This is a genomic window from Streptomyces sp. NPDC088707 (assembly GCF_044752725.1).
Taxonomy (GTDB): Bacteria; Actinomycetota; Actinomycetes; order Streptomycetales; family Streptomycetaceae; genus Streptomyces.
Genome location: NZ_JBIVLV010000006.1, coordinates 387,966 through 413,704, shown reverse-complemented (window position 1 = coordinate 413,704; position 25,739 = coordinate 387,966). Strand labels below are relative to the sequence as shown.

24 protein-coding genes, 1 tRNA gene and 1 pseudogene are annotated in these 25,739 nt (G+C 73.3%); 20 read left to right on the top strand and 6 right to left on the bottom strand.

The window, feature by feature from the left end; all coding sequences use genetic code 11:
• Nucleotides 1-2 precede the first annotated feature (2 nt).
• Nucleotides 3-752 (bottom strand): hypothetical protein, encoded by a 750-nt coding sequence (locus ACIP84_RS20840; protein ID WP_401799250.1) that lies wholly within the window; start codon nt 750-752, stop codon nt 3-5.
• A gap of 1,427 nt (nt 753-2,179) precedes the next feature.
• Nucleotides 2,180-3,184: an SEC-C metal-binding domain-containing protein gene (locus tag ACIP84_RS20835; protein ID WP_401799249.1), complete on the bottom strand. Its 1,005-nt coding sequence runs from the start codon at nt 3,182-3,184 to the stop codon at nt 2,180-2,182.
• Between the two features lie 63 nt (nt 3,185-3,247).
• Here ACIP84_RS20835 and ACIP84_RS20830 point away from each other — a divergent pair, with 63 nt between their 5' ends.
• Genes ACIP84_RS20830 through ACIP84_RS20820 form a run of 3 tightly spaced genes read left to right on the top strand, consistent with a single transcriptional unit; the run spans nt 3,248 to nt 5,756 of the window.
• Nucleotides 3,248-4,069: a class E sortase gene (locus ACIP84_RS20830; protein ID WP_401799247.1), complete on the top strand. Its 822-nt coding sequence runs from the start codon at nt 3,248-3,250 to the stop codon at nt 4,067-4,069.
• Between the two features lie 14 nt (nt 4,070-4,083).
• Nucleotides 4,084-4,251 carry a hypothetical protein gene (locus ACIP84_RS20825; RefSeq protein WP_401799245.1) on the top strand — a complete coding sequence of 56 codons (168 nt, stop codon included), beginning with the start codon at nt 4,084-4,086 and terminating at the stop codon, nt 4,249-4,251.
• A 38-nt stretch (nt 4,252-4,289) separates the two neighbouring features.
• Entirely contained in the window at nt 4,290-5,756 is a 1,467-nt protein-coding gene (locus ACIP84_RS20820; RefSeq protein ID WP_401799404.1) for a sodium:solute symporter, read from the top strand.
• On the opposite strand, the gene ACIP84_RS20815 is transcribed toward ACIP84_RS20820, so the two are convergent.
• Entirely contained in the window at nt 5,722-7,152 is a 1,431-nt protein-coding gene (locus tag ACIP84_RS20815) for an MFS transporter (protein WP_401799244.1), read from the bottom strand. The two genes, ACIP84_RS20820 and ACIP84_RS20815, sit on opposite strands and share 35 nt — an antisense overlap.
• A gap of 97 nt (nt 7,153-7,249) precedes the next feature.
• Between ACIP84_RS20815 and ACIP84_RS20810 the strand changes: the two genes are divergently transcribed.
• The 5 genes and pseudogenes from ACIP84_RS20810 (at nt 7,250) to ACIP84_RS20790 (ending at nt 11,845) form a co-directional block, all read left to right on the top strand.
• A complete protein-coding gene (locus ACIP84_RS20810; protein ID WP_401799242.1) occupies nt 7,250-7,789 on the top strand; it encodes a winged helix-turn-helix transcriptional regulator in 540 nt (179 codons plus the stop codon).
• A gap of 108 nt (nt 7,790-7,897) precedes the next feature.
• Nucleotides 7,898-8,194, top strand: coding sequence for a DUF6412 domain-containing protein (locus ACIP84_RS20805; protein ID WP_355958087.1), 297 nt, complete (start codon nt 7,898-7,900; stop codon nt 8,192-8,194).
• 92 nt (nt 8,195-8,286) lie between these two features.
• Nucleotides 8,287-8,997 (top strand): annotated as a pseudogene (locus tag ACIP84_RS20800) (YidC/Oxa1 family membrane protein insertase); the annotation flags it as partial.
• A 345-nt stretch (nt 8,998-9,342) separates the two neighbouring features.
• A complete protein-coding gene (locus tag ACIP84_RS20795; RefSeq protein ID WP_401799240.1) occupies nt 9,343-10,200 on the top strand; it encodes a fumarylacetoacetate hydrolase family protein in 858 nt (285 codons plus the stop codon).
• 88 nt (nt 10,201-10,288) lie between these two features.
• Entirely contained in the window at nt 10,289-11,845 is a 1,557-nt protein-coding gene (locus ACIP84_RS20790; RefSeq protein ID WP_401799238.1) for a choice-of-anchor A family protein, read from the top strand.
• On the opposite strand, the gene ACIP84_RS20785 is transcribed toward ACIP84_RS20790, so the two are convergent.
• A complete protein-coding gene (locus ACIP84_RS20785) occupies nt 11,817-12,299 on the bottom strand; it encodes a heme-degrading domain-containing protein (protein WP_401799236.1) in 483 nt (160 codons plus the stop codon). The two genes, ACIP84_RS20790 and ACIP84_RS20785, sit on opposite strands and share 29 nt — an antisense overlap.
• Entirely contained in the window at nt 12,296-13,384 is a 1,089-nt protein-coding gene (locus tag ACIP84_RS20780) for a Gfo/Idh/MocA family oxidoreductase (RefSeq protein ID WP_355958079.1), read from the bottom strand. The genes ACIP84_RS20785 and ACIP84_RS20780 overlap by 4 nt, the downstream gene beginning before the upstream one ends.
• An 85-nt stretch (nt 13,385-13,469) precedes the next feature.
• On the opposite strand from ACIP84_RS20780, the gene ACIP84_RS20775 reads away from it, so the two are divergent.
• The 12 genes from ACIP84_RS20775 (at nt 13,470) to ACIP84_RS20720 (ending at nt 25,022) form a co-directional block, all read left to right on the top strand.
• The gene (locus ACIP84_RS20775; protein WP_401799235.1) at nt 13,470-14,663 is read left to right on the top strand and encodes an ROK family protein; all 1,194 of its coding nucleotides are present in this window, start codon (nt 13,470-13,472) and stop codon (nt 14,661-14,663) included.
• Between the two features lie 197 nt (nt 14,664-14,860).
• Nucleotides 14,861-15,847: a hypothetical protein gene (locus ACIP84_RS20770; protein WP_401799234.1), complete on the top strand. Its 987-nt coding sequence runs from the start codon at nt 14,861-14,863 to the stop codon at nt 15,845-15,847.
• A 50-nt stretch (nt 15,848-15,897) separates the two neighbouring features.
• Nucleotides 15,898-16,665, top strand: coding sequence for a GntR family transcriptional regulator (locus ACIP84_RS20765; protein WP_401799233.1), 768 nt, complete (start codon nt 15,898-15,900; stop codon nt 16,663-16,665).
• 209 nt (nt 16,666-16,874) lie between these two features.
• Nucleotides 16,875-17,996, top strand: a complete 1,122-nt coding sequence (locus tag ACIP84_RS20760) for a TIGR03364 family FAD-dependent oxidoreductase (protein WP_401799231.1) — start codon at nt 16,875-16,877, stop codon at nt 17,994-17,996.
• 122 nt (nt 17,997-18,118) lie between these two features.
• A complete protein-coding gene (locus ACIP84_RS20755; protein WP_401799402.1) occupies nt 18,119-18,766 on the top strand; it encodes an HAD family hydrolase in 648 nt (215 codons plus the stop codon).
• Entirely contained in the window at nt 18,763-19,818 is a 1,056-nt protein-coding gene (locus ACIP84_RS20750) for an ABC transporter ATP-binding protein (RefSeq protein ID WP_401799229.1), read from the top strand. The genes ACIP84_RS20755 and ACIP84_RS20750 overlap by 4 nt, the downstream gene beginning before the upstream one ends.
• Nucleotides 19,808-20,731, top strand: coding sequence for a 2-aminoethylphosphonate ABC transporter permease subunit (locus ACIP84_RS20745; protein WP_401799227.1), 924 nt, complete (start codon nt 19,808-19,810; stop codon nt 20,729-20,731). Before ACIP84_RS20750 ends, ACIP84_RS20745 begins: the two co-directional genes overlap by 11 nt.
• Nucleotides 20,718-21,515: an ABC transporter permease gene (locus tag ACIP84_RS20740; protein ID WP_401799226.1), complete on the top strand. Its 798-nt coding sequence runs from the start codon at nt 20,718-20,720 to the stop codon at nt 21,513-21,515. The genes ACIP84_RS20745 and ACIP84_RS20740 overlap by 14 nt, the downstream gene beginning before the upstream one ends.
• Nucleotides 21,516-21,539: 24 nt before the next feature.
• Complete coding sequence (locus ACIP84_RS20735) at nt 21,540-22,598, top strand: 2-aminoethylphosphonate ABC transporter substrate-binding protein (RefSeq protein ID WP_401799224.1); 1,059 nt, start codon at nt 21,540-21,542, stop codon at nt 22,596-22,598.
• Between the two features lie 213 nt (nt 22,599-22,811).
• A complete protein-coding gene (locus tag ACIP84_RS20730) occupies nt 22,812-23,591 on the top strand; it encodes an HAD-IIA family hydrolase (protein ID WP_355958063.1) in 780 nt (259 codons plus the stop codon).
• A gap of 73 nt (nt 23,592-23,664) precedes the next feature.
• Nucleotides 23,665-24,351 (top strand): PT domain-containing protein, encoded by a 687-nt coding sequence (locus ACIP84_RS20725; RefSeq protein ID WP_401799222.1) that lies wholly within the window; start codon nt 23,665-23,667, stop codon nt 24,349-24,351.
• Nucleotides 24,348-25,022 (top strand): class F sortase, encoded by a 675-nt coding sequence (locus tag ACIP84_RS20720; protein ID WP_401799220.1) that lies wholly within the window; start codon nt 24,348-24,350, stop codon nt 25,020-25,022. Before ACIP84_RS20725 ends, ACIP84_RS20720 begins: the two co-directional genes overlap by 4 nt.
• Before the next feature lie 573 nt (nt 25,023-25,595).
• On the opposite strand, the gene ACIP84_RS20715 is transcribed toward ACIP84_RS20720, so the two are convergent.
• Nucleotides 25,596-25,669, bottom strand: a tRNA-Lys gene (locus ACIP84_RS20715).
• Nucleotides 25,670-25,739: the final 70 nt, after the last annotated feature.

Genomic DNA, 25,739 nt, shown 5'->3' with positions numbered 1-25,739 from the left:
TTCTACGGGTTCGAGCCTACGAGGGGGTGCGAGCGTCCTTCCTGGCGGGTGAGGGTGGCGCATTCGGCGCACAGGGTCTCGTCGGCGAGCGGCCGGAACAGCATGGGCTGGATGTGGTGGCCGGTGCACTCACGTGTGCCTTCGAGGCGGACGGAGAGCCGGACGCGGGTGGGGGCGGGCGGGGGCGGGGCCGGAAGGGTGCGGGGCGGGACGTCGCGGAGGAGATAGCGGACGAGGCCACCGGGTCGGTGAACGGGCGTCCCGGCGCCGGGCAGGCCACGGAGGACGTGCTCGTGGACGTCGGCGGACGAGTGCCCGGCGTCGAGCCAGCGGGCGGCGAGGCGGGCGAGTTCGTCGCGCATGCCGGGTGGGATGTGCCGCAGGGCGGGGGAGAGCAGGTGCAGCGCCCCGACGAGGGCGCGGGCGTCCTCGATGTGGGGGCTGGCGGGTGGGCCGTCGGCGGTCTGGGCGGTCTGGGGGGCCTGGGGGGTCTCGGCCGGTTCGGCCGGAGGGTGGGAGGTGTCTTTCCCCAGGTGTTCATCTGGATGACGGTCGGCGGGCGGGGTGGTCGGCCCACCGGCGGCCGGATTCCGGTGACTCGGTACGACCTGCGGGGTGACGCGGTCCGTACAGGCGGGGAGGGGTGTCCGGGCAAGGAGCTTGGCGGCCTCGCCGGAGGTCAACGGAGTGCTGGAGACGAGCTGTTGGGTGGCCCACCGCCCACCGGGTCCCTGAAGTCGCCGCTCGTGCACGAACCCCTCCTCCTTGAGCTGCCGCTTGGCGCGGGTGAAGGCGCATCCCCCGATCCGGGCACGCCGGGCGGTCGCGGAAAGGGACTCGCGCGCGTCCTGCGGGAGGGAGAGCTGCCAGGTCAGGAGTCGAACGGCATCGGAACTGAGCCGAGGATGCCGAATGATCTCGTGCGAGAACTGACTGAAGGCACGGGAGGGCGCGTTAAAGTGCCGGTAGATCACGGTGGAGGCCTTTTCCACTAGTGGTTCAGGCCCTCGCAGATGGGTGCAACCATCGGCGGGGGCCGTTTTGCGCGAACGTAGCGCACGGATCGCGCGCGGACGGGCGCGTTGATCGAAGAGCGCTCGTGTGGGTGAAGGCGAGGCCCAACAGGCCCGGCCGCCAGTCCCACCTCGGGCGCGGCCGCCCTCTTTCCGAGTGTGGCGCCCTCCACCACCGCGTCAAGGGCGCCTCCGGCGTCGCTACGCGATGGGCTGCGCCCACCCTTGACCCGGCGCCGGAGGCCGCCTTTACACACTCGGAGGGCGGCCGAGGGGCGTGGCCACGCGGGGCTTCGGGCAGTGGCCGCTCGCCGCTTGCGGCTGTCGGTGAGTGGGTGGGGGCTTGGTTCGCAGCGGGGCGGGGCGGGCCTCTGTCGGTCGGTTCTGGGTGGGCGGTCGTTGAATGGGGCGGCCCGGCTCGGCTTAGCGGCCGACCGCCGTCCTCGGGCTGGGCTTCAGGCCCCGCTGGTCACCCCCGGTGGGTGGTGAGGAGCGGTCGGCGTGAGTTTCGTGCAGATTCATCGCCCGAAAAGGGCGATTGGTCCCCAATGAGGCTTAAGCCGGGGGGTGTTACTCGGAGTAGCGCGCAGTTCCCCACGCCTACCACCCACCGGGAGTGACCAGCGGGGCCTGAAGCCCCACCACGTGCGACCGCGACTCGCTAAGCCGTGCCCGACCGCCCCATTCAACAACCGCGCACCCCGAACCCACCGACGGAAGCCCACCGGCCCCGGCCGCAAACCAAGCCCCCACCCACCGACCGGCACACGCAAGCCGACGCCGACTACTGCCCGAAGCCCGGCGTGGACCCGGCCCCCTGGACCGCCCTCCGAGAGTGTCTTCGCTCCTGGAGGTGGTGGGTCAAGGGTGGCCGAAGGCCATCGCGCAGCGACGCGACGAAGGAGCGCCCTTGACGCACCACCGGAAGGAGCGACTCTCGGAAAGAGGGCGGTCCCACCAGAAGCCCACACACCCGGCCCACCCCATGCGCCACCCCACCCGAAGCCAGGCGGCGCGCTGGACGGCGATGGTGTGGTGGACGAAGGTGCCGGTCGCCGGCCATGCCGGGTTGTCGCGAGGCTGCGTGCGTGAAGCGCGACATCGTCCGGTGATCCGGGGTTGCGGAACCACGTGACCTGAAGGTGCGAGAACTGGGTAGACCTACATCAGCCCTGCTTCGAGCCCCCGTGGCACTCCCCGTACTCCCGTTCCGAGCCGCACCAGCACGGGTCCGTCCAGACCGGCGGCCAGGCCGTCGCCTTTCCGCGGGCCGCCAGGGTCGTCGCGTACTGCGGGAGCAGGTCCGCGTTCGACGGGTGGGTGGATTCCGAGGCCGCGAAGGCTTCGTACGAGGGGACCGTGGCTCGGACGATGCCCAGGTTCTGGGTGCCCGCCTGGGCGAGTTCTCGGAGGGAGGCCTCGATGTCCGTCAGGTGGGCGCGGTACGTCGGGTACTCCGCCTCCAGTTCCGGGTACGCCGCGAGCAGCTCGTCCAGTTCCGGTTCCGGCCAGTGCAGGACCGCCACCGGGAACGGGCGGGAGAGGGCCGTGCGGTAGGTGCCCAGTTCCGAGCGGAGGCGGGCGATCTCCGCCTGGAGTTCCGCCGGGTCCTCCGAGCCCAGGGACCACAGGCGCTTCGGGTCGTGGAGTTCGTCCAGCGGGACGGCCGCCGTGTGCAGGCGGTCCGCCTGGTCGTCCCAGTCGTCGTGCGGCAGGGCGAGCATGCGGCGGACGCGGTGGCGGGTCATGAGGAGCGACTGCGTCGCGTGGGGGAGTTCCGCCGACGTGACCAGCAGCGTCGCCGCTTCCGTCAGCGTCTGCTCCGCCGCCTCCAGTTCGTCGTGGGCCTCCAGCGTCTCCGCCGCGATCTGCCACGGTGCCGCGTCCGTCGGCCGTGCGCTCCGGACGCCTTCGATGATCGCGCGGGCCTCCGCCTCGTGGCCGTACTCCCACAGGTTCGCCGCCTTCAGCGACCTGATCAGGAGCGGGTTCGCGGGGGAGGAGGAGAGCAGCGTGTCGTACAGGGCCGTCGCTGCCTGGCGGTCGCCCGCCAGTTCCAGGTGTGCCGCGGCCTGGAGATGCAGGGGTTCCCGGTCTCCCGGGTACTGCGCTGCCGTGCGCAGCAGGCGCTCGGCTTCGGTGGCGTGGGCGGCAGGCGTGTCGGGGCGCATGCTCTCCACCGTACTGCTGTACGGGCCTGGAGAGTTGGCGCCTCAGCGCTTATCGTGCCCCGCGTGCGGGCCAGGGTGGGGCAGCGGGTGCCGGTCGTCGTCCAGTCGCGGGGGCGGCGCCGTACCGGTGCGCGTGTGTTGTGGGTGGCTGCCGAGACGGTCGTCACCTGTGGCGTTGTCGTTCTGCTGCTCGTGGTGCATCAGCTCTGGTGGACCAACCGGCAGGCCCGCGTCGAGGCCCTTCAGCAGGTGCGTGTCCTTGAGCGCGAGTGGGACATCTCTCCCCCCGTCCCCGGCGCCACCCCTGGTGACGGTGGTTCCTCGCCCACCGGTGATCCCACCGGTGACCCCACCGTTGATCCCACCGGTGCTCCCTCCGGTGACACCGTCGTCCCCTCTGCGGCCCTCTCCGGCGATCCCGTCCCCGCCGGGCCCGGCGCCGCGCCCTCCTCCCCCTTCGCCGTCCTCCGTATCCCCCGGCTCGGCCTCACCGTCCCCGTCGCCCACGGCGTCTCCAAGCGGTCCGTCCTCGACAGGGGGTACGTCGGGCACTACCCCGGTACGGCCGCCCCCGGCCGTACCGGGAACTTCGCTCTCGCCGGGCATCGCAACACCCACGGCGAGCCCTTCCGGTACCTCGACCGGCTCGCCGAGGGCGATGTCATCTCCGTGCGGACCCGGGGCGCCACGTACACCTATCGCGTCGACCAGATCCTGCCCCGCACCGCTCCCCGTGACGTCGGGGTCGTGCGGGCCGTCCCGCGGTCGATCGTCAAGCCCTCGTACGGGTACGACGCCCCCGGCTCCTATCTCACCCTCACCACCTGCACCCCCGAGTTCAGCAGCGTCTATCGGCTGGTCGTCTGGGCCAGGCTGGTCGCGTAGTTAGGCTCGGCCGGGTGATCAGACGTCGGCCCCATCTGCTGTGGCTCCTCCTCCCGTACCTCCTGTTCGTCATCGCGCTGCCGTTCGTGAACCGGGTGCCGCTGTTCGTGCTCTGGCTGTTCGGGGCGACCCTCGTCACCCCCGTCGCCGTCGCCCTCGCCCGGCGGGGGGACCGGTCGTGAGTTCCGCCGCCGTCGCCGTGTCCGTCTTCGGCGCGTTCATGGTGCTCACCGTCGTTCTCGGGCTCCTCGCGGTGCGCCGGCATCAGACCGGTGGGCTCGACGCCTGGTCCGTCGGCGGGCGTTCGCTCGGGCCCGTCTTCATCTGGGTGCTCATGGCGGGGGAGGGGTACACCAGTTTCAGCTACCTCGGCGCCGCCGGCTGGGGCTACAACTACGGCGCCCCGGTGCTCTACGTCGTGGCCTACATGTCCTGCGGCTACGCCGTGGGTTACGTCGTCGGGCCCATGCTCTGGGGGTACGCCCGCAAGCACGGGCTCGTCGCCCTCAGCGACATGGCCGCCCACCGGTACCGCCGGCCCTGGCTCGGTGCGGCGGTGGCCGTCCTCGCGACCGTGTTCCTGCTGCCGTACATCCAGCTTCAGATCACCGGCATGGGCGTGGTCGTCTCCACGATCTCGTACGGGACCATCGGTCTCGATCTCGCCTACTTCCTCGCCTTCGCCGTCACCACGGCGTTCGTCGTGGTCAGCGGGCTGCGGGGGAGCGCCTGGGTGTCCGTGCTCAAGGACGCCCTCGTCGTGCTCACGCTGGCGTTCCTGTTCGTGTACGTGCCCCTGCACTACTTCGGCGGGTTCGGGGACTTCTTCGGGCGGCTCGTCGACGAGAAGGGCGAGTGGCTGACGCTGCCCGGGCACGGCGGCGAGGAGAGCGGGTACGGGGTCGGCTGGTTCGCCTCCACCACGGTGCTCAACTCCCTCACCGTCGTCATCTTCCCGACCACCGTGGCCGGCTACCTCGGCGCCCGCGACGCCGACACCCTCCGCCGCAACGCCGTCTGGCTGCCCGCGTACAACGTTCTGCTCTTCGTCCCCATGCTCCTCGGCACCGCCGCTCTCTTCGTCGTCCCCGGGCTCGTCGGCGCCGAGTCGAACCTCGCGCTGTTCAAGCTGGTCACCGACGCCCTGCCCGCCTGGGCCGTCGGGATCGTCGGTGTCGCGGCCGCGCTCTCCTCGATCGTGCCGATGGCCGTGTTCATGCTGGTCATCGGCACCATGTGGGGGCGGAGCGTGCTCAGTCTCGTGCCCCGGCTGCGGGCCCGTGAGAAGGGGCTGTCGCAGTTCGTCGTGGTCGTCGCGGGGGCGCTCGCGCTCCTCATGACGTACACCGCGCCGAACACCCTGGTCCGTCTCTCCCTCATCTCGTACGAGGGGATGGCCCAGCTCCTGCCCCTGTTGCTGCTGGGGCTCGTGTGGCGCCGGATGACGGTGGTGGGTGGGGTGTGCGGGCTCGTGGTCGGGGTGGTGATCGTCTGCGTGCTCGTGTTCTCCGGGAACGATCCGCTGTGGGGCGTCAACGCCGGGCTGCTCGCCCTCGTCGTCAACCTGCTGGTGAGCGCGGTCGTCAGTCTGTACGGGCCGCGCGAGCGCGATGACCGGCGCGCGGACGAGGACGTGCTCGCACGCGAGGAGTTCACGGACGCTGCCGTCGGCCGAGCGTCAGCGTGAGTCCCGCGCCCGTCAGGGCCAGTGCCGCCGCCGCCAGGACCGCCGTGTCCGGGCCCGCCGTCGCCAGCGCCAGCATCAGGGCCACGCCCGCCGAGGAGCCGATGTAGCGGGCGGTGTTGTTGGCGCCCGAGCCCATCGCGGCGCGTTCCGGCGGTACGGAGTCGACGGCGAGGCGCGGCAGGGCCGCGTTCAGGAGGCCGCTGCCCGCGCCCGCCACCAGGAGGCCCGGGAGGAGGCGGGGCCAGGAGTCGGCCGGGCCCTCCAGGCCGCCGAGCAGGGCCAGGACACCGGCCGCCGACAGGACGAAGCCCAGGGTCAGTTGGTAGGGGGCGGAGAGGCGGCCCGCGAGTCGGCGGGTCTGCAGGGCCACGACGAACGCCGTGCCCGACCAGAGCACGAACAGCCAGGCCGCGCCCAGCGGGGACATCCCGGCACCTGCCCCGCTCGCGGCCCCGCCACCGCTCTGGAGCAGCGCCGGCACCACGCTGAACAGGCCGATCACCGCCAGGCCCGTGAACAGCGCCCCCAGCGTCGACGCCAGGAACGCCGGCCGCCGCAGCAGCGCCAGATCCACCATGGGCGTACGGCTCCGGAGCTCGGCCAGCACGAACAGCGCCGTCAGGGCGACGGAGGCGAGCAGCAGGAGGCCCACCTGGGGGCGCAGCCAGCCGTCCCGGCCGAGGGTGAGCGCGGTGAGCAGGGCCGCCAGGGAGAGGCCGAGGGCGGTCGCGCCCGCGATGTCGGGGCGGGCGCCCGGACCGGCGGCCTTCTCCGCCGCCCCGTCGGTCGGGAGCAGCCGCGTCCCCGCCGCCGCGATCACCAGCGCCGCCGCGCCCAGGACCTCGTACGCGAGCCGCCAGTCCACCAGGCTCAGCGCGCCGGCGAGGAGCGGGCCGAGGGCGATGCCGGCGCTGACGGACGCGCCCCAGATCCCGGTCGCCCTGATCCGGTCCCGGCCGGCCGGGTACGCCTGGGCCAGCAGGCCGAGGCTGCCCGCGAGGACCGCCGCGCTCGCCGCGCCCTGGGCGATCCGGGCCGCGGTGAAGGTGGCGGTGGAGCCCGCGAAGGCGCCGGTGGCGGTGGTGAGGCCGAGGGCGAGGGTGCCGAGGAGGAAGACCCGGCGGCGGCCGTGCGCGTCGGCGAGGCTGCCGGCCACCAGGAGGAGGACGGCGAGGCCGAGCGGGGTGCCGTTGAGCAGCCAGGCACGGGCGGAGGCCGGGGTGCCGAACGCGGCGGCCATGTCGGGGAGGGTGAGCATCGGGGCCGTGTAGTTCATCAGCGCGACGGCGGTGGCCGCGGCGGTGACGGCGAGCGTGGCCCCGGGGCGGGTGCGGGGGCGGGCGCGGATGTCCTGGGGTGGGGCGGGGGTGTGGGCGGTGGATGCGGGCTGGGACATGGCGGGGACCTTTCCACCGGTCGGTTCGGTGAACGAACTCAGTGCGGGACGGCCAAGGTACCAGGAAGGTTCATTCATTGAACCTCGATTGGGTACGATGAATTCCATGGCTCTCGGCAAGGACTACGCCCACCAGCAGTGCTCCATCGCCCGCGCCCTCGAAGTCATCGGGGAGCGGTGGACCCTGCTCGTCGTGCGCGACGCCTTCTACGGCGTCCGCCGCTACAACGACTTCCTCGTGCACCTCGGCGCGCCCCGCGCCGTCCTCGCCGCCCGCCTCCAGGCCCTCGTCGAGGCCGGTGTCCTCGACAGGCGCCGGTACCAGGAGTCGCCCCCGCGCGACGAGTACGTGCTCACCGACCGCGGTCTCGCCCTCTGGCCCGTCCTGCGCTCGCTCGGCGCCTGGGGGCGGGCCGAGGTCCCCGGGGCCGTGGCGGTGCGCCACTTCCACCACGCCGACTGCGGCACCGAACTCGGCCCGTACGGCGAGTGCCCGGCCTGCCGGGTCCCCGTACCGCCCGCCGACGTCGAGATGCGACCCGGCGACGGGCTCGACCGGGACCCCGCGGACCCGGTCAGCCGCGCCCTGCTCGCGCCCCGCCGGCTCCTCGTCGCCCTGGATCACGCGCATCTCTGAAACGCGGCCCGCGTACGGGAACTCCTGCGCCGCTCCGTACGTCCTCTCGGTGAGAAACCGCGGGATGCGGTGCGACACGACGTGTCACGGGAGAGAGGGGGTGGCGGAATGACGACCAGGAGCCTTGTCCTGCGCGTCCTCGCGCCGCTGTTCTTCCTCCTCGCCCTCGCCGATCTGCTGCTCTCCGACGGTGGTGGCCTCTCCGCCGCCGTCGCGCTCGCCGCGACCACCGTCGTCTGCGCGCTCTTCGGAGCCCGTACGGCCCCGGCCGTGCCGCCCACCGCCGTGCGCACCGCCATCCGCGACCGCGAGCGGCGCACCGCCTTCCTGCCCCAGCGCGATCCCGACGCCGCAGGGCGTCGCAGACCCCGCGCTCCCGGCCGTCCCCTCCCGACGGCCGCGTAGGAGCACCCCCACACCGGACCTGCCTCACGCGGATCCGTCATGCCGAGACCGACATCTCCCCGGCACGACGAGACCCCACGGAGGGCTCCCCCATGTCCGACATCCTTTCCGCGTTCGGCTCCCTGGTGGAGCGGCTCGCCGCCCTGCTCGAACCGCTCTTCGCCACCACCGCCACGGCCGCCGCCATCGTCCTCTTCACCATGCTCGTACGGCTCGCGGTCCACCCGCTGTCCCGGGCCTCCGCCCGCGGTCAGAAGGCGCGTACCCGGATCGCGCCGGAGCTCGCCGCGCTCCGCAAGAAGCACGCCAAGAACCCCGAGCGGCTGCGGAAGGCGGTGACGGAGCTGCACGCACGGGAGAAGGTCTCGCCGTTCGCCGGGATCCTGCCCAGCCTGCTCCAGGCGCCCGCGTTCCTGCTGATGTACCACCTGTTCGCCGGCGACCGGATGGCCGGGCACACCCTGCTCGCCGCCCCGCTCGGCGACCACTGGGCCGACGCCCTCTCCCACGGCGGCCCCTTCGGCCCGGCCGGCCGGGTCTACCTGGTCCTCTTCGCGCTCGTCGCCGCCGTGGCCACGTACACGTACCGGCGTACGAAGGCGCAGCTCGCCGCCCAGCCCCTGGACCTGGGCCAGCCCACGCCGGGCGCGGGCGCCATCGCCAAGGTGATGCCGCTGCTCTCCTTCGCGACCCTGATCACGGTCGCCGTCGTCCCCCTCGCCGCCGCGCTGTACGTCGTCACCAGCACCACCTGGACCGCCGTCGAACGCACCCTTCTCTTCCGCGAGCGCCCCGCTGGGGGCGACAAGGAGGGCGGCAAGGAAGGCGACAGGGAGGGAGACAAGGAGGGCGTGGTGAAGGGTGTGACGACGGGCGCGGTGAAGGGCGCGGTGAAGGGCGCGACGAAGGGTGCGACGAAGGGTGTGACGACGGGCGCGGCGAAGGGCGCGGCGAAGGGGCGCAAAAAGGGCGCGAAGAAGGGGCGCGCGCCGCTTGCTACTCGCGCGTAAGGGTCCAGTGGCTGAACGGGGTCTTGCAGAGTGACCTGTTGTCTTGGAGGATCGACCAATCCTCCGATGGCCGCACTCCATCGGCCGGGGTACCTCAGGGCCCTTTCCCGGGCCCGCCTCGACCACAGGGAGAAGTCCATGAAGCTGCTGCGTGTCGGCCCGCCCGGAGCCGAGCGTCCCGCCCTGCTCGACCAGGACGGGACGCTTCGCGACCTGTCCGCGCTGGTCGACGACATCGACGGCAGTCTGCTCGCCGACGCCTCCGCCCTCGACCGGGTCCGGGCCGCCGCCGGTGCCGGTGTGCTGCCCGCGCTCGACGCCACCGGGCTGCGCCTCGGCCCGCCCGTCGGCCGGATCGGCAAGGTCGTGTGCATCGGGCTGAACTACCACGGCCACGCCGCAGAGACCGGTCAGGCCACCCCCGCGGAGCCCGTCGTCTTCCTCAAAGCCGCCGACACCGTCGTCGGCCCGGACGACACCGTGCTCGTACCGCGCGGCTCGGTGAAGACCGACTGGGAGGTGGAGCTCGCGATCGTCATCGGCCGCACCGCCCGCTACCTGGAGACCGACGAGGAGGCCCTCGCACACGTCGCCGGGTACGCCGTCGCCCACGACGTCTCCGAGCGCGAGTTCCAGATCGAGCGCGGCGGCACCTGGGACAAGGGCAAGAACTGCGAGACGTTCAACCCGCTCGGCCCCTGGCTCGTCACCGCCGACGAGGTGCCGGACCCGCAGGCGCTCGGCCTGCGCCTCTGGGTCAACGGCGAACTCAGGCAGGACGGCCACACCTCGGACCAGATCTTCCCCGTCGCCGAGGTCGTCCGGTACGTCAGCCGGTTCATGACCCTCTACCCGGGCGACATCATCAACACCGGCACCCCCGCCGGTGTCGCCATGGGGCAGCCGGATCCCAAGCCGTACCTGCGCCCCGGTGACGTCGTCGAGCTGGAGGTCGACGGCCTGGGCCGGCAGCGCCAGGAGCTCAAGAGCGCCTGACCCCCGATTGCATCCTTCCTCCGGGAAAACGGCGGCGCTCCGCGTGGGGCGTCGCCGTTTCCATATCCTTTTTTGCATATTGCCGGATATGGAACACCTGGAATCGTCGGAGTCCCCGGAATCCCCGGCAGCAGCGCGCTGCCCCGACCCGTCGGCACCCACCGCGCACCAGCGCGGACGCGACCGGCGCCGTCTCGCCGTCATCGCCGCCTCCACCGTCGCGGCCACCGCCCTCGTCGGCGCGCTCGCCGTCAACGGCTGGGCGGACCCGCTGCCGGGCGGGCTCGGCCCCTGCCTCCCGGGCACCTGTCCGACGGGCACCTATCCCGACATCGGCAGCGGCACCGTCACGCACCGCGACAACAACATCAACGTCTACGTCGGCGGCGACATGCTCGTCCGCGAGGCCGCCGCCGAGGCCGAGGGCAAGGTCGTGGTCCTGGGCGGCTTCGACATGAGGAAGCGCGCCGGCGCCTCCAGCGTCTACAACGTCGGCGTCGCGGGCGTCGGCTCACGCGTCCCGCCGGACAACGGCACCGACTTCCTCACCGTCGGCAAGGACCTGACGGTCGCCACCGGCCAGCGCCTGCTCGCCGAGGAGGGCTCGGTCAGCGGCGTCGTACGGTACGGGGGCGCGCTCTCGGGCACGGTCGCCCCGCCCGCCGTGCACACCGCCGGCGCCGCCGCCCCGTACGCCGCGCTCCGCGACCGGCTCGCCGACGCCAGCCACTGCTACGCGTACGTGAACGGCGCCTCCCGCGCCGCCACCGGAACCGCCGTCAACAACAACAGCGAGACCGTCTTCACAGGTGACGGCACGTCGAAGCTCCAGGTCTTCAACGTCGCGTTCGACCTGGAGACCATGGGCGGCCGCCAGCAGGGCATCCGCTTCGAAAGGATCCCGGCCGGCGCGACCGTCCTCGTCAACCTCCTGGGCGCCGACCGCACCGTCGACACGTACATCAACCAGCTGCCGGACGGGCTGCGCGAGCGGGTGCTCTGGAACTTCCCCGACGCCACCACCGTCACGTTCGAGGGCACGGCACAGTTCGCGGGCAGCGTCCTGGTCGGCAACCAGGCCAGCACGACGACGATCACGATGCCGGGCATGAACGGCCGCTTCTTCACCACCGGAAACCTGACGCACGCCTCGGAGCGGACCGGCGGCGGTGGCCAGGAGCTCCACGCCTATCCGTTCAACGGCGACCTGCCGTCCTGCGGGGGCAGCACGCCCACCCCCACGCCGACGCCGACGGATCCGACCCCCACTCCCACGGACCCGACGCCGACCCCCACGGAGCCCACCCCCACGCCCACGGACCCGACACCGACCCCGACGGAACCCACGCCGACTCCCACGGACCCGACACCGACCCCGACCGATCCCACGCCCACCCCCACGCACACGCACACCCACCCCACGACCGGCGGGTCGGCGAACGGCGGCAGTGACGGCGGCCACGGCGGCACCGGCGGCGACGGCGGGTACGGAGACTCCGGCGGCGGCCACCACGGCCCCGACGGCGAACTCTCCGAGACCGGCGCCGGCACCGGGAACCTCGTCATGGGCGCCACCGCCGTCGGTCTCGCCCTCGGCGGCGGCGCGCTCGTCCTCGTCAGCCGGCGGCGGAGGCGTACGAGCTGAGCAGGCGCTCCAGCGCCTCGACGACCATGGCGTGGTCCTCGGCCTGCGGCAGTCCCGAGACCGTGACCGAGCCGATCACCCCCGCGCCCTCGACCGCGACCGGGAACGCGCCGCCGTGCGCCGCGTACCGGTCGGGGTCGAGGCGCGAGGACGCCTCGAAGGTCGTCCCCTTGGCGCGGAACCGCGCGCCGACCAGGAACGAGCTCACGCCGTACCGCTCGACGACCCGCCGCTTGCGGTCGATCCAGGCGTCGTTGTCCGCGCTCGACCCCGGCAGCGCGCAGTGGAAGAGCTGCTGCGGCCCGCGCCGGATGTCGATCGCCACCGGCGCCCCGCGCTCGCGCGCCATGCCGACGAGCAGGCTCCCGAGCGCCCAGGCGTCCTCGTACGTGAAGCGGGGGAGGACCAGCCGGGCCTCCTGCGCCTCCAGATCGCTCACGTCCTGGGCGCTCACAGCGTCACCGTGATTCCCTCGCGGGCGGACCGCTTCGCCGCCTCCAGGACGTCGAGCGCGGCCGCGGCCTCGTGGGCCGTCACCGGGTTCTCGCCGGTGCCGCGCAGGGCGGCGGCGACGGCCGCGTAGTACGCCGGGTAGTCGCCCGGCAGCGACTCGACCGGGGTCCCGCCGCCGGTCAGCGGCGACTCGCCGGAGCCGAGCCGGCCCCACAGCTCCTCCGGCTCCACGCCCCACGCCGCGCCCGGCACCGGGCGCAGCCCCTCGCGGAGGGCCGCCTCCTGCGGATCGAGGCCGTACTTCACGAAGCCCGCGCGCTGCCCGAGTACCCGGAAGCGGGGGCCCAGCTGGGCGGTGGTGGCGCTCACGTACAGGTGCGAGCGGACGCCGTTCGCGTGGGTGAGCGCGAGGAAGGTGTCGTCGTCGGCCTCGGCGCCCGGCCGGCGGACGTCCGACTCGGCGTACACGGAGACCACCGGGCCGAAGAGGACCAGGGCCTGGTCGACGACATGGCTGCCCAGGTCGTAGAGCAGGCCGCCGATCTCCGACGGCGCGCCGGACTCACGCCAGCCGCCCTTGGGCAGCGGACGCCAGCGCTCGAAGCGGGACTCGAAGCGCTGGACCTCGCCGAGCGCCTTCTCGTCGACGAGCCGGCGGAGGGTCAGGAAGTCGTTGTCCCAGCGGCGGTTCTGGAAGACCGAGAGCAGCAGGCCCCGCTCCTCGGCGAGGGCCGCGAGGGCGCGCGCCTCGGCGGCGGTCCCGGCCAGCGGCTTGTCGACGACGACCGGCAGGCCCGCCTCGAGGGCGGCCGTGGCGATCGCGACGTGCGTCTTGTTGGGGGAGGCGACGACGACCAGGTCGAGCTCGTCCGCCGCCCCGTCCGCCCACAGCTCTTCGGGGGTGGCCACCACCCGGACGCCCGGGTGGGCGGCGCGGGCCTCGGCGGCGCGCTCGGGGTTGCCGGTGGTGACGGCGGCGAGGACGAGGTCGTCGGACGCGGCGATCAGCGGGGCGTGGAAGACGGAGCCCGCGAGGCCGTAGCCGACGAGGCCGACGCGGAGGGGGGTGCGGGGGGTGCCAGTCATGTACCTCACTTAAGCAACGGTGTTGCCAAAGTGCAAGCGGCAGCGACAATGGGCAGGTGGAGACGGACCTGATCGGAGTGGTGGAGTGAACCTGCCGGCCCTGCGCAGCCCCAACGCGGCGCTCGTGCTCGACCTGCTGCGCACTGCGGGCGAGACCGGCATCAGCCGCCTCGAGCTGGCCGAGCGGACCGGGCTCACCCCGCAGGCCGTCAGCAAGATCACCGCACGGCTCCGGTCCGAGGGCCTCGCCACCGAGGCCGGCCACCGCGCCTCGACCGGCGGCAAACCCCGCACGGTCCTGCGGCTCGTCCCCACCGCCGGATACGCCGTCGGGGTCCACCTCGACCGCGACGAGCTGACCACGCTCCTCACCGACCTCGCGGGCACGGTCGTCGCCCGGCGCACGCGCGCCCTGGACCTGGGGGCGGGCGCGGGGCCCGTCCTGGACGCGGTGACGGAGGAAGTGCGGGCCCTGGCGGCGACCGGGGCGACCGGGACGGCCGCCTGCGACACCGCCGCCGAACCCGACCCCGACACCGACCCCGTCGCCGACCCCGCCACCACCACCGCCGACACCGACCCCGTCGCCGACCCCGCCACCACCACCACCGCCGACCCCGGACCCGCCGCCGGACCCGTCCTCGCCCCCGTCCTGGGCGTCGGGGTCGCCATGCCCGGGCCGCTGGACCATCGCGCCGGAGTTCCGGGCCGGGTGACCGGTTTCCCCGAGTGGGAGGGCCATCCGGTCCGCGAGGAACTGGCCCGGCGCCTCGGACTGCCCGTCGTCCTCGACAAGGACACCAACGCCGCCGCCCTCGGGCTCGCCGTCCGCCCCGCCGCCCCCGGCTCCTTCGCGTACGTCCACCTCGGTACGGGGCTCGGTGCCGGCCTCGTCCTCGGCGGGGCGCCGCTCCGCGGGGACAGGACGGGCGCCGGCGAACTCGGGCACCAGACCGTGCAGCTCGACGGGCCCCCGTGCGGCTGCGGCGGGCGCGGCTGCCTGGAGGTCCTGTGCCTCGCGGCGGTCGGGCGCGGCGACGACGCCGGTGCCGCGCGCATCCTCGGCGCGGGCGCGGCCAACGTCGTACGGCTCCTCGACATCGACGAGGTCCTGCTCGGCGGCCGGCTGGTCCTCGCCGCGCCGGAGGTGTTCGCGGGCGGGGTGCGGGAGGTCCTCGCCGGGCTCGGCCTGACGGCCCCGGTGGGCGTGGCGGGGGAGCGGGACGCGGTGGCGGACGGGGCCGCGTGGCTGATCCTCGCCCCGATCTTCGGCAAGTAGGCAGAGCTGCAAAGACGAAGAAGCGAAAAGGCGCAAAGGCGAAAAGGCGCAAAGACGTACGTACGACAGTAGGCCGATCGGGCGGATCGGCCGGGCCGTCCGGGGGCGGACGCGGTGTCGCTGCCCGGCCCCCGCCCCCACGGCATGGCAGCGTCGCGGCCGACCCGTACGTCCGCGAGCAGCAAAGGCCCGTCCCCATGGCATCCGCCCCCCTCCGACCGCGCAGCCCCCGCGCCCTGACCGCGGCGGCCGCGCTGGCGGTCACCGCGACGGCCCACCTGGCCCTGGCGTCCCCCGCCCTGACCGCACCGCCGGCCCCCTCGGTGCCCCCCGCGACGGCCCCCGCCCCGGCGCAGGCCGCCCCCGACGTCCCCGCTCCCGATCCCCCCGCGCCCACCTGCGGCACCCCCTCCGGCTCCGCCTTCCCGCTCGACACCCGGATCCACGGCGGCCCGGTGGACTACGCCGCCGGAGGCCCCCTCCACGAGTGGAAGCTCGACCTCACCAACACCACCGACGCCACCTGCTCGGGCATCCACCCCGTGCTCGTCCTGACCGACGAGCGGCAGGTGCTGAAGCCCGCGCAGATCCGGTTCGAGTTCTACGACGCCGGGGCGGCGCGCTGGCGGCCCGTGACCTTCGAGGCGACCGAACAGGCCGAGAACATCGGAGTGTTCGCCGGATCCGAGGAATCCGGCGGTTCCGGTGCGTCCGAGGGCCCGGAGGGCTTCGAAGGCTTCATGGTGCCCGCGGGCGGGACCCTCACCGTCCCCGTACGGCTCGGCTTCCGCGCGGAGACCGCCCCCGACCAGGTCGTCGTGAACGCCGCGGTCGTCCAGCGCCGGGGCGTCGACGGCGACTGGGTCGGCGAGTCCGGCGACTACCGCCTGACCGTGGTGCCCGCCGACCCGGACCGCTCCACGGGAGCGGACGAGCCCGCACCTGACACATCCGGCACGCCCGCCCCGGTCGCCCCGTCGCGACCCCCCGGGTCGACGCCCCGCCCGCCGGGTTCCACCGCCGAGGCCCCGGGAGACCTCGTACTCGCCGGCCCGGACGACGAACTCGCCCGCACGGGAAGGGAGTCGGGCGAGCATGCCAAGCTCCTGGCGCCCCTCGCGGCCGGCCTCCTCCTCCTGGGCGCCGTCCTCTTCCGTGCCGCCCGCCGCTCCCGGCATCGGTGAGTCATGCCGCGTACACCTTCCCGTTCATCCCCGTCTGCGACCATCCCCCGGTGAACTACCAGAACGCCCCCGGCGCCCCGGGCGCCCCCGTGAACTCCGGCATCCCGGAGCACGGCCGCGTGCCCAAGTACTACGCCGTCAAGGCCAGACTCGCCCTGATGGTCGACGAGTTGGGGGAGGGCGGGCTGCTGCCCACCGAGCGCGACCTCGCCGTCCGGTACGAGGTGTCCCGCGAGACCGTCCGGCAGGCGCTGCGCGAACTCCTCCTGGAGGGGCGCCTTCGCCGCCAGGGCCGGGGCACGGTCGTCGCGGGCCCCAAGCTCGAACAGCCCCTCTCGCTCGCGAGCTACACGGAGGGCGTCCGCCGGCAGGGCCTCCGCCCCGGCCGCACCCTCGTCTCGCTCGACCGGTTCCCCTGCCCGGAGGCGCTCGCCCCCGAGGTGGGCGCCGACCGGGGCGAGCCCGTCTGGCACATGGAGCGCGTGCTCCTCGCCGACGACGAGCGGGTCGGTCTGGAGAGCACGTACGTCTCCGAGGCCCGCGCCCCGCGCCTGGACACCGAGTTCGACCCGGACTCCTCCTTCTACTCCTACCTCCACGACCGCCTCGGCATCTCCTTCGGCGACGCCGACGAGCGCATCGAGACGGTGCTCGCGACACCCCGCGAGGCACTCCTCGTCGGCACCCCGCCGGCACTGCCGATGCTGCTGCTCCACCGCATCTCCCGGGACACCGCCGGGCGGCCCCTGGAGCGGGTCCGCACCCTCTACCGGGGTGACCGGTTCAGCTTCACCGCGCATCTGGGACAGCGGGGCTGACCGAGGGGGCCGATCGGAGCCGATCGGGGTCCCGGCCGGCGGACCGATCGAGGGGCCTGGCGGCGGTCCTGACGCCGAGAACCCTCACACTCCACCCCCCACCTGCATCACGAGAAGGTAACGGGTCTGGTCCAAGCTTGTCGGGCCGTTCACCGTCCCGTCGCCCACCCGCCCCGTCCGGGTCACCCGTTCCCAGGACCGTCGACGGCATGAAGGTGATCGTCGTAGGAGCCGGCGTGGTGGGAACCATGCACGCCTGGCACGCAGTGGAACGCGGCCATGAGGTCGTACACGTCGAGCGCGAGGCCGAGGCGCGCGGAGCATCCCTCCGCAACTTCGGCCAGATCTGGGTGAGCGGACGGGCGGGCGGGGAGGAGCTGGACACCGCCCTGCGCGCCCGGGAACTCTGGGAGGGCATCGGCGCCCGGGTCCCCGGCCTCGGCTTCCGGGCCATCGGCTCGCTCACCCCCGTACGGAACGAGCTGGAGCTCGCCGTCGCCGAGGCCGCCGTGGCCCGCCCCGACGCCGCCGCCCGCGGCTACCAGCTGCTGACGCCCGACGAGGCACGCGCGGTCAACCCGGCCCTGCGCGGCGCGTTCGAGGCGGCGCTCTGGTGCGAGCGGGACGCGGCCGTCGAGCCCCGCCTCGCACAGCTCGCGCTCCGCGAGGCCCTCCTCGCCACCGGGAAGTACACCTTCCTGCCCCACCGCGAGGTCCGCGACGTCGTCGGCGAGAACGCCGTCCGCGACGACCGCGGCGAGGTCCACCGCGGCGACGCCGTCGTCCTGTGCACCGGCGCCTGGCTCTCCGGCCTCGTCCGCGAGGTCGCCGGCGAGATACCCGTCCGCCGCGTCCGGCTCCAGATGATGCAGACCGAACCCCTCGGCGAGGCGCTCACCACCTCCGTCGCCGACGCCGACTCCTTCCGCTACTACCCGGCCTACGCCTCCGAGGCCCTGGACTCCCTCCAGGCCGCGCAGCCGCAGGACCCGACCGCCGCCGCCCACAGGATGCAGCTCCTCATGGTGCAGCGCCTGGACGGCGGACTGACCATCGGCGACACCCACGAGTACGAGCACCCCTTCGCCTTCGACACCCTCGAAGACCCCTACGAGCACCTCACCCGCGTCGTCGAGTCCTTCCTCGGCCGCCCGCTGCCGAAGATCAGGCGGCGCTGGGCCGGGGTGTACGCGCAGTGCGTCGACACCGGACGGGTCGTCCACCGCCAGCGGGTCCGCGACGGAGTGTGGCTGGTGACCGGGCCCGGCGGCCGCGGCATGACCTGCTCGCCCGCCATCGCCGAGAAGACCGCAGACGAACTGGGCTGGTGAACCACATGAGCACCCCCGACAACCACGAGCACGAGCACAACCGCATCCGCAACCACGAGCACCACCACACCCGTAAGCACAACCACAACCACAACCACAGGCACGACCTCGTCGTCCTCGACATGGCCGGCACCACCGTCGCCGACGGCGGCCTCGTGGAGGAGGCCTTCACCGCCGCAGCCGAGCGTCTCGGCGAAGACCCGGCCGCGATGATCGGCCATGTCCGCGCCACGATGGGCGAGTCCAAGATCTCCGTCTTCCGCCACCTCTTCGGCGGCGACGAGACCCGCGCCCAGGAGGCCAACCTCGCCTTCGAGGCGGCCTACGGCGAACTGGTCTCCGGCGGCCGGATCGCCCCGATACCCGGCGCGGCCGAGGCGATCGCCGAACTGAAGGACCAGGGCCGGCGGGTGGTCCTCACCACCGGCTTCGCCCGGATCACCCAGGACGCCGTCCTCGACGCACTCGGCTGGCAGGACCTGGTCGAGCTGACCCTCTGCCCGGCGGACGCCGGCGGACGCGGACGCCCGTACCCGGACATGGTCCTCGCGGCCTTCCTCCGCACCGGCGCCGTGGACGACGTCCGGCAGCTCGTGGTCGCGGGCGACACCTCGTACGACATGCTCAGCGGGGTCCGTTCGGGCGCCGGAATCGTCGCGGGCGTCCTGACCGGCGCGCACGACGAGGCGGCGCTCAAGGAGCACGGCGCGACGCACGTCCTCGCCTCGATCGCCGGACTTCCCGCGCTGATCCGGGAGTCGGACGCATGACCAGCGGCATCCGCTTCGACGGCGTGTCCGTCGCGTACGGCGGCACCACCGTGCTCGACCGGCTCGACCTGACCGTCGAGCCCGGTGAGGTCATGGCCCTCCTCGGGCCCTCGGGCTCCGGCAAGACCACCGCATTGCGGGCCGTCGCCGGGTTCGTGCGGCCGGCCTCCGGGCGGGTGCTCATCGGCGACCGCGACGTCACCGGCCTTCCGCCGTACAAGCGGGGGATCGGCATGGTCGTCCAGCAGTACGCTCTCTTCCCGCACCTGCGGGTCGACGCCAACGTCGCCTTCGGTCTGAAGGCGCAGAAGGTGCCCAAGGGCGAGATCCCCGGCCGGGTCGCCGAGGCCCTGGAGATGACCGGCATGGCGTCCTACGCCCACCGGTACCCGCGGGAGCTCTCCGGTGGCCAGCAGCAGCGCGTCGCCATCGCCCGCGCGCTCGCCATCCGGCCCAAGGTCCTCCTCCTCGACGAGCCGCTCTCCGCGCTCGACGCGCGGCTGCGCTCCGGGATGCTGGCCGAACTGGCCCGCCTGCACCGCGAGTTGCCCGATGTGTCGATCCTGTACGTCACCCACGACCAGGTCGAGGCGCTGACCCTGGCGGACCGGATCGCCGTCATGGACCAGGCCCGGCTCCAGGACTGCGGCACCCCGCAGGACCTCTACCGCAGGCCGCGCACGGAGTTCACGGCCTCGTTCGTCGGAAACGCGAACCTGCTGCCGGTGACGGTGGGCGGGGACGGGGTCGTCTTCGACGGGACGGAGCTGAGGGTCGCGGTCTCCGGCGCGGCTCCCGGGTCGGCGGCCACGCTCTGCGTACGCCCGCACCTCGTCGGCCTCGGGGACGGCCCCAACCCGCTGCGGGGCCGGATCGGCGAGGTCCAGTGGCGGGGGTCCACACACCGGCTGTACGTGGAGGTGGGCGGGCACCGGGTGAAGGCGGACGTGCGGGAGCTGCCGGAGACGCCGCCGCTCGGGAGCGAGGTCACGCTGCACTTCGCGCCCGAGGACGCGGTGCTGCTGGCCGCGGGGGTGAACGATGGCCGATAGGGCTCCAGGTCTCGTCGAAGAGCACCCCGCGGAGGGCGTCGGGCCCGCTCTCCCGCGGCCTTCGTCAGGGAGGGCCCCCACCGCCCCCGCGGAACACGTGCCCACACCGAGGAGGACGGTCCCGCCCTGGGTCTGGGCGCTTCCCCCCGTCGCCGTGCTCGCCGTCGCCTTCCTCTATCCGCTCGGGCTCGTCGTCCAGGAGTCCCTGGCCCCCGGCGCGTACGGCGACGTCTTCGCCTCCGCGTCCTTCCGCGAGGCCCTCGTCACCACCGTGTGGCTCGCCGTCGCCTCCACCGTCGGGTGCCTCGTCCTCGGTCTCGTGCTCGCGGTCGTGATCGCGTTCGTGCCCTTCCCCGGCGGGAAGGCGGTGTCGAAGTTCATCGACGTCTTCCTCTCCTTCCCGTCCTTCCTGGTCACGCTCGCCCTGCTGTTCCTCTACGGCACGGTCGGCATGGCCAACGGCGTCTGGACGGACGTCACCGGGGACCCCTCGGGTCCGTTCCGGTTCCTGGCCACCCCGTGGGGCGTCCTCCTCGCCGAGATCACGTACTTCACCCCGTTCGTGATGCGGCCGCTGCTCGCCGCCTTCTCGCAGATGGAGACGGCCCAGCTGGAGGTCGCGTCCTCGCTCGGCGCCCGGCCGCTGCGGATCGTCCGGCAGGTGATCCTGCCGGAGGCGCTGCCCGCGCTCGCCGCCGGCGGCAGCCTCGTCCTCGTCATGTGCCTGAACGAGTTCGGGATCGTCCTCTTCACCGGGGCGAAGGGCGTCACGACCCTTCCGACGCTCGTCTACAGCAAGGCGATCCTCGAATCGGACTACGCGGCCGCCTGTGTCGTCGCCGTCGTCGACGTCGCCCTCTCCGTGGGCCTCTACGTCCTCTACCGGGGGGTGAGCCGCCGTGCTGGTGCATAGCCGTACGGGCAGGTGGACGGCCTGGGTCACGTTCGCCGTCCTGTTCGTCCCGCTCTTCGCCCTGCCGCTCCTGGTGATCGTCGCCGCCTCGTTCTCCACGAACTGGTCCGGCGCCTTCCCCTCCGGGCCGACCACCGAGCACTACGCGGCGGCCGTCCGCGGGGAGTCCCTCCAGGCCCTCACCACCAGCCTGGTCACGGCCCTCACCGCGAGCCTGGTCGCGCTGACCGTCGGCACCTGGGCCGCGCTCGCCGGGGCCGCGCTCGGCAGGAAGGGGAAGAGGGTCCTCGACGCCCTGTTCATGCTGCCGGTCGCCGTGCCGTCCGTGGTCGTCGGCCTGGCCGTCCTCGTCGCGTTCTCGCAGCCGCCGGTGCTCCTCAACGGCACACGCTGGATCGTGATCCTCGCGCACACCGTGCTCGTCACGGCGTTCGCCCACCAGTCGGTGTCTGCCGCGGTCCGGCGGCTCGACCCGATGTACGAGCAGGCGGCGGCCAGTCTCGGCGCCCGACCCTCGTACGTCCTGCTCCGGGTGAGGCTGCCGCTCCTGCTGCCGTCCCTGAACGCGGCCGCCGGACTCTGCTTCGCCCTGTCCATGGGCGAGTTGAGCGCCACGATGATGCTCTACCCGCCGGACTGGATGCCGCTCCCGGTGCTCATCTTCACGGCCACCGACCGCGGTTCCCTGTTCACCGGATCGGCGCTGGCCGTGGTCCTCATGGCCACGACCCTGCTGGCCCTGCTCGCCGTCTCCCGCATCCGCACCAAGGCCTCCTTCCGCTGAAGATCCTCAGGAGAGAACGACGTCATGCGTACATACGCCAAGCCGATCGCCGCCGTCACCGGCTCCCTCGTCCTCGCCGCGGGCCTCACCGCCTGCGGTGGTTCCACCGCCGCATCCGACGAGAAGATCGTCACCGTCTACAGCGCCGACGGCCTCAAGGGCGAGGCGGGCGACGGCTGGTACGACAAGGTCTTCGCCGACTTCGAGAAGAAGACCGGCGTCAAGGTCAGGTACGTGGAGGGCGGCTCCGGGGAGATGGTGCAGCGTGCCCTCCGCGAGAAGAGCAACACCCAGGCCGACGTCATCGTCACCCTGCCGCCCTTCATCCAGCAGGCCGGCTCCAAGGGCCTCCTCCAGAAGTACACGCCGCAGGGCGCCGACCAGGTCGGCGGCGGCGGCAAGGCGAGCGACGGCACCTGGACCTCGGTCGTCGACAACTACTTCGGCTTCATCCACAACAAGAAGGAGCTCCCCGCGGCCCCCACGTCCTGGGAGGAGCTGCTCGACGGCAGGTTCAAGAACAAGATCCAGTACTCCACCCCGGGCGTCGCGGGAGACGGCACCGCCGTCCTCATCAAGGCGATGCACGACTTCGGCGGCCAGGAGCCGGCCATGGAGTACCTGAAGAGGCTCCAGGCCAACAACGTCGGCCCGTCCTCCTCCACCTCCAAGCTCGCCCCCAAGGTGGACAAGGGCGAACTCCTCGTCGCCAACGGCGATGTGCAGATGAACTTCGCCCAGTCCAAGTCCATGCCGAACCTCGGCATATGGTTCCCCGCCAAGGGCGCGGGCAGGCCCACCACCTTCGCCCTGCCGTACGCGGCCGGCCTGGTGGACAAGGCCCCGCACACCGAGAACGGCAAGAAGCTCCTCGACTTCCTGCTGACCGAGGGCGCCCAGCGCGAGGTCAGCGCGGTCGGCGGCGGCTTCCCGGCCCGCAAGGACGTCAAGGCGACCGACGCCAATGCCATCGAACTGGCCAGGCTGATGGAGGGCGTCGAGGTGTTCGCGCCGGACTGGGCGGACATCGACAAGAACCTCAAGACGTACGTCGACGCGTGGAAGTCCGCGACCGGAAGCTGAGAGTCCACCGCACGCCCCTGGAAAGCCCCCGACGCACCGTGCTCGCCGCCGCCGGTGCCACCGAGGCCGTCGCCGGTGATCGCCGGGGTCAAGGTGACGGCTCCCGACACAGGCCCTGCGCGGGCGGGCAGGGCCTAGGCTGGGGGCGTCGCCACAGCGCTGTCGCGGCGCCCCCAGCACACCGCTCGTATGCACGGCAGGAGTCCCGCACCCATGGCAGAGCGCAAGCCGATCGAATCCTGGCTGACCGACATGGACGGCGTCCTCATCCACGAGGGCGTGCCGATCCCCGGCGCCGACGCGTTCATCAGGAAGCTGCGGGAGACCGGGAGGCCTTTCCTGGTCCTCACCAACAACTCGATCTACACGGCTCGCGACCTGCACGCCCGCCTCGCCCGGATGGGCCTGGAGGTCCCCGTCGAGAACATCTGGACCTCGGCCCTCGCCACCGCCAAGTTCCTCGACGACCAGCGGCCCGGCGGCACCGCGTACGTCATCGGGGAGGCCGGTCTGACCACCGCACTGCACGACATCGGCTACGTCCTCACCGACCACGACCCGGACTACGTGGTGCTCGGCGAGACCCGTACGTACTCCTTCGAGGCGATGACCAAGGCCGTCCGGCTCATCAACGCCGGCGCCCGCTTCATCTGCACCAACCCCGACGAGACCGGCCCCTCCCTCGAAGGACCGCTGCCGGCCACCGGCTCCGTCGCCGCGCTCATCACGAAGGCCACCGGCAAGGAGCCGTACTTCGCCGGCAAGCCGAACCCGCTCATGATGCGCACCGGCCTGAACGCCATCGGCGCCCACTCCGAGACGAGCGCCATGATCGGCGACCGGATGGACACCGACATCCTGGCGGGCCTGGAGGCGGGCATGCAGACCTTCCTGGTCCTCACGGGGCTGACCGGCGAGGCCGAGATCGACCGCTTCCCGTACCGGCCGTCCACGATCGTGAAGTCCATCGCGGACATCGTCGACCGGGTGTAGCGGCCGCCGCCGGCCCCCCTGCGGATGCGAGAAGCCCCGATCCGGGTGACCCTGCCAGTATCAGGAGGTCACGATGCGTTCAGGTTCCATTGCTCTCCGTGCCGCAGGGGCGGCCCTCGTACTCGTACTGGCACCCACGGCCGGCAGCGCGTACGCCCACGACGGGGTGAAGGTCACCGTCACCCCGTCCACCGCCTCGCCCGGCGCCGACGTCGACGTCCGCGTCCAGGGCTGCAAGGGCACGACGGGTGCGGCCAGGTCCCCGGCGTTCGTCGCCGAAGCCGCACTCACCGGCCGGGACGGCGGTCGCGCGCCGCTGTTCGGCGACACCACGATCAAGACCCGGCTCGAGAACGGCACGTACAAGGTCAGCGTGACCTGCGACGGCCACGATCACCCGGACGTCGGCACCGTGCGCGTCGAGCGCCAGAAGCCCACGCACGAGCCGACCCGCAAGCCGACCCACGAGCCGACCCACGAGCCGACTCACAGGCCGACCCACGAGCCGACCTACAGGCCGACCCACGAGCCGACCCACCACGCGAGCCCGGTCGCCCCGGTCCGCGCGGGTGGTGGCGGCACGGCCGCCTTCGCCGCCCCCGCCGCCCCCGGCGTCGCCCAGACCACCAGCGAGAGCGGCCTCGGCACCCCGTACACCCTGCTCGGACTCGGCCTCGCGGCCGTCGCCGCCGTGGCGGTCGCCTTCCGCAGCTCCCGCCGACGCGGTGCGGGTACGGGCTCGGGGTCGGGTACGGAGTGACCGCGCCGTCCGGCTCCCGCCCGGCGGGCACCGGGCGACTCGTCACCGGCGTGGCCTGGGCGCTGCTCCTGCTCGGGCTCTGGCTCTGGGGCCGCGAGGTCGCCGAGGGCCCCGGGGGCAGCTCCGCGCCGACCACCGGGGACATCGCCGCCGTCGGCCGGCCGCTCGGTGTCCCGCTGCCCCCGGCGCGGGACCCGCTCGCGCCCGTCGCGCCCCGGCGGGTCGAGATCCCGTCCCTCGGCATCGCCGCGCCCGTCGTGGCGCGAGGCCTGGACAGCACGGGGGCGATCGATCCACCGCCGTACGAGATGCCGCACACGGTCGGCTGGTTCGGCGCCGGCACCCGGCCGGGCGCCGCGGGCCCGGCCCTCCTCGTCGGCCACGTCGACACCGAGACCCGGCCGGCGGTCTTCTACGGCCTGAGCGCGGCCCGCCCCGGCGCGAAGGTCCGCATCACCCGTACGGACGGATCGGTCGCCGAATTCACGGTGGACGACGTTCAGGTCTACCCGCGGGAGTCCTTCGACGCGAGCAAGGTCTACGGGGCGCGGGACCCGCACCGGGCGGAGCTCCGCCTCATCACGTGCGGGGGCACCTTCGACCGCGGGGCGAACACGTACACGGCCAACGTGGTGGTCTCGGCCTACCTGACAGCAGCCACCACCCCCTGACCGCCCGCCGCCGCGGACACCCACCCGGCCCCGGCCGGGAAGGCGCGGCCCGTGTGGCGGGGCAGGCGCGCGCCCGCGCGGGGCAGGGGGTTGGGGGCCACGCCGAGGTGACGGGGGGCGGGGCCACGCAGAGGTGACGGGGGCGCACCGTACCGGCGGGCCCGGCTGCCCGCAGCGCGGGCGCAGCCCCGCCGCGCGGCCCCCGGACCTGGCCCCGGTCGGCGGCGATCGTCCCGCGGCCGCCGCCGACCGGGCCGGTCCTCCACCGCAGGGCTCTCGGACGCGGGAGGGGCCCGGTGCCGCCGCGGGAGGTCGAGGCTGCGGACACTGTAGAGGCCCTGCGCCGCCCGGCCCAGAGGGTCGTCGTGTCACGATGCTCACGACCGCGCGCCGCGAGTCGGCTCCACGCTCCCGGCCCGCCCGCCCCGCCCGCCGCCCCGCGTGGCACTCGCGCGGCAGGCCCTCCCCGTACCCCCGGGAACCGGCCCGCCACGCCCGGCAGTTCGCCGACCGGAGCATGGCCGAGAACGACCAAGACCCCCTCACCATCGGTGAGGGGGTCTTGACTCTGCGTGCGCCGCCAGGGACTCGAACCCCGGACCCGCTGATTAAGAGTCAGCTGCTCTAACCAACTGAGCTAGCGGCGCCTGCTGACAGAGAGAACTCTACCCGACGCCCGGGTGTGCTCCTGACCAATTACGGTCACCTCCGGCCTGT

Bases quoted from the DNA above. Each gene is read 5' to 3' on its own strand.
- ACIP84_RS20820 (WP_401799404.1), top strand. From the start codon at position 4,290: ATGGTGCTCACCGTCGTTCTCGGGCTCCTCGCGGTGCGCCGGCATCAG.
- ACIP84_RS20810 (WP_401799242.1), top strand. From the start codon at position 7,250: ATGAATTCCATGGCTCTCGGCAAGGACTACGCCCACCAGCAGTGCTCC.
- ACIP84_RS20735 (WP_401799224.1), top strand. From the start codon at position 21,540: ATGCGTACATACGCCAAGCCGATCGCCGCCGTCACCGGCTCCCTCGTC.
- ACIP84_RS20790 (WP_401799238.1), top strand. From the start codon at position 10,289: ATGGAACACCTGGAATCGTCGGAGTCCCCGGAATCCCCGGCAGCAGCG.
- ACIP84_RS20815 (WP_401799244.1), bottom strand. From the start codon at position 7,152: ATGTCCCAGCCCGCATCCACCGCCCACACCCCCGCCCCACCCCAGGAC.
- ACIP84_RS20730 (WP_355958063.1), top strand. From the start codon at position 22,812: ATGGCAGAGCGCAAGCCGATCGAATCCTGGCTGACCGACATGGACGGC.
- ACIP84_RS20795 (WP_401799240.1), top strand. From the start codon at position 9,343: ATGAAGCTGCTGCGTGTCGGCCCGCCCGGAGCCGAGCGTCCCGCCCTG.
- ACIP84_RS20805 (WP_355958087.1), top strand. From the start codon at position 7,898: ATGACGACCAGGAGCCTTGTCCTGCGCGTCCTCGCGCCGCTGTTCTTC.
- ACIP84_RS20725 (WP_401799222.1), top strand. From the start codon at position 23,665: ATGCGTTCAGGTTCCATTGCTCTCCGTGCCGCAGGGGCGGCCCTCGTA.
- ACIP84_RS20755 (WP_401799402.1), top strand. From the start codon at position 18,119: ATGGCCGGCACCACCGTCGCCGACGGCGGCCTCGTGGAGGAGGCCTTC.
- ACIP84_RS20780 (WP_355958079.1), bottom strand. From the start codon at position 13,384: ATGACTGGCACCCCCCGCACCCCCCTCCGCGTCGGCCTCGTCGGCTAC.
- ACIP84_RS20760 (WP_401799231.1), top strand. From the start codon at position 16,875: ATGAAGGTGATCGTCGTAGGAGCCGGCGTGGTGGGAACCATGCACGCC.
- ACIP84_RS20835 (WP_401799249.1), bottom strand. From the start codon at position 3,184: ATGCGCCCCGACACGCCTGCCGCCCACGCCACCGAAGCCGAGCGCCTG.
- ACIP84_RS20770 (WP_401799234.1), top strand. From the start codon at position 14,861: ATGGCATCCGCCCCCCTCCGACCGCGCAGCCCCCGCGCCCTGACCGCG.
- ACIP84_RS20750 (WP_401799229.1), top strand. From the start codon at position 18,763: ATGACCAGCGGCATCCGCTTCGACGGCGTGTCCGTCGCGTACGGCGGC.
- ACIP84_RS20745 (WP_401799227.1), top strand. From the start codon at position 19,808: ATGGCCGATAGGGCTCCAGGTCTCGTCGAAGAGCACCCCGCGGAGGGC.